We start from the raw sequence: 820 nt of genomic DNA, 5'->3' as shown, positions 1-820 counted from the left end.
GGACGCGCGCAGCTGCACCTTCCGCACCCTCATCGGGCCGCGCGGCCGCGGCCGGGGGCTGGGCACCGAGGCCACCCGGCTCATCGTCGGCCACGGCTTCGAGCGCCTCGGGCTGCGCCGCATCCAGCTGGAGGCCTACGGCAACAACCCGCGCGCCCTGCGCGTGTACGAGAAGGTCGGCTTCGTGGTCGAGGGCGTCCGGCGGGAGGTCACGTTCCGGGACGGGGAGTGGGTGGACGAGGTGATCATGGCGATCCTCGACCGGGAGTGGGCCGCGCTCAACGCCACGGTTCGATGACCGTCACGCCCGCGCCCGGGGCCGTGCCCATCGCCGCCAGGGCCGACGGGGCCGCGTCCAGGCCGATGGTCCGCGTCACCAGGAGGTCGGGGCGGACCGCGCCCGCGCGGACCAGTTCCAGCATCGGCGGGTAGGTGTGCGCGGCCATGCCGTGGCTGCCGAGGAGTTCGAGCTCCAGGGCGATGGCGCGGGCCATCGGGACCGGGGTGGTGCCCGTGGGCGAGGGCAGCAGGCCGACCTGGACGTGGCGGCCCCGGCGGCGCAGGCCGCCCACCGAGGCGGCGCAGGTGGCGGGTGAGCCGAGGGCGTCCAGGGAGAGGTGGGCGCCGCCGCCGGTGAGGTCGCGGACCGCCTCCGCCGTGTCCTTCGTCCCCGTCGCGTCCACGCGTTCCGCCGCGCCGAACGTCCGCGCCAGGTCGAGGGCGTGCGGGGAGACGTCCACCGCGACGACCCGCGCGCCGGCCGCCGCCGCGATCATCACCGCGGACAGACCCACCCCGCCGCAGCCGTGCACGGCGACCC

The 820-nt window shown here is 77.0% G+C and carries 2 protein-coding genes; one reads left to right on the top strand and one right to left on the bottom strand.

Annotation, left to right across the window (positions count from 1 at the left end; translation table 11 throughout):
* A partial coding sequence (locus B7L92_RS38555) for a GNAT family N-acetyltransferase (protein WP_143626532.1) occupies positions 1 to 298 on the top strand: 298 nt, incomplete at its 5' end.
* On the opposite strand, the gene B7L92_RS38550 is transcribed toward B7L92_RS38555, so the two are convergent.
* A partial coding sequence (locus B7L92_RS38550) for a zinc-binding dehydrogenase (protein ID WP_143626530.1) occupies positions 279 to 820 on the bottom strand: 542 nt, incomplete at its 5' end. The genes B7L92_RS38555 and B7L92_RS38550 overlap by 20 nt on opposite strands.

Source organism: Streptomyces viridosporus, assembly GCF_002078235.1.
Lineage (GTDB): Bacteria > Actinomycetota > Actinomycetes > Streptomycetales > Streptomycetaceae > Streptomyces > Streptomyces viridosporus.
This window is presented reverse-complemented; position numbering and strand designations above follow the sequence as displayed.